A 526-nucleotide genomic window follows, 5' to 3' on the forward strand; every position below is an offset into this window, starting at 1 on the left:
CAGCAACATGCCAACCGACTAAAGGCACAATCATCATATTGGGACCGGGTGCTGCTTGCGCCATTGCAAACATTGAACTGAATTGTTCCGCTGTCATCCATTCATGAACTGTGACCACTTGATGTTGCATTTCAGGCAAAATTGCATTTCCACCGCCAAAAGCCAATAAAGACAATTGAGTAAACACCAGTGTTAGCGCTAAAAGTACATACATGTTGTTTTACTCCTGATTCATTTGACGTTATTCATTTGGTGTTGTTTGAATGTTAAAACCAACATGTTAATACCTACTAAAATCAACAAGGTTAGTACCAATGGTAATTTAATCAGCAGCATGAAAATAATGGTTAATACGATGGTGAAGTAGGTCAATTTGCTTTTCATTAAGGGTTTAAGCATTTTAAAACCCGTTGCAAAAAGTAAACCCGCGGCAGCCGCTGCTAAACCTTGAATCATGTGTTGTACCAGTGGAATGTCCTGAAACTGTGCGTAAAGTTGATATAGTGAAATTACGATTATGGTCGGA

The 526-nt window shown here is 39.0% G+C and carries 2 protein-coding genes; both read right to left on the minus strand.

The features are described from left to right. The coding region (locus RR876_RS17320) for a chromate transporter (protein WP_332637218.1) at window positions 1–214 on the minus strand (214 nt) is incomplete at its 3' end. Between the two features lie 17 nt (window positions 215–231). Further along, the coding region (locus RR876_RS17325) for a chromate transporter (RefSeq protein WP_332637219.1) at window positions 232–526 on the minus strand (295 nt) is incomplete at its 5' end.

The organism is Acinetobacter sp., assembly GCF_036666595.1.
Classification (GTDB): domain Bacteria; phylum Pseudomonadota; class Gammaproteobacteria; order Pseudomonadales; family Moraxellaceae; genus Acinetobacter.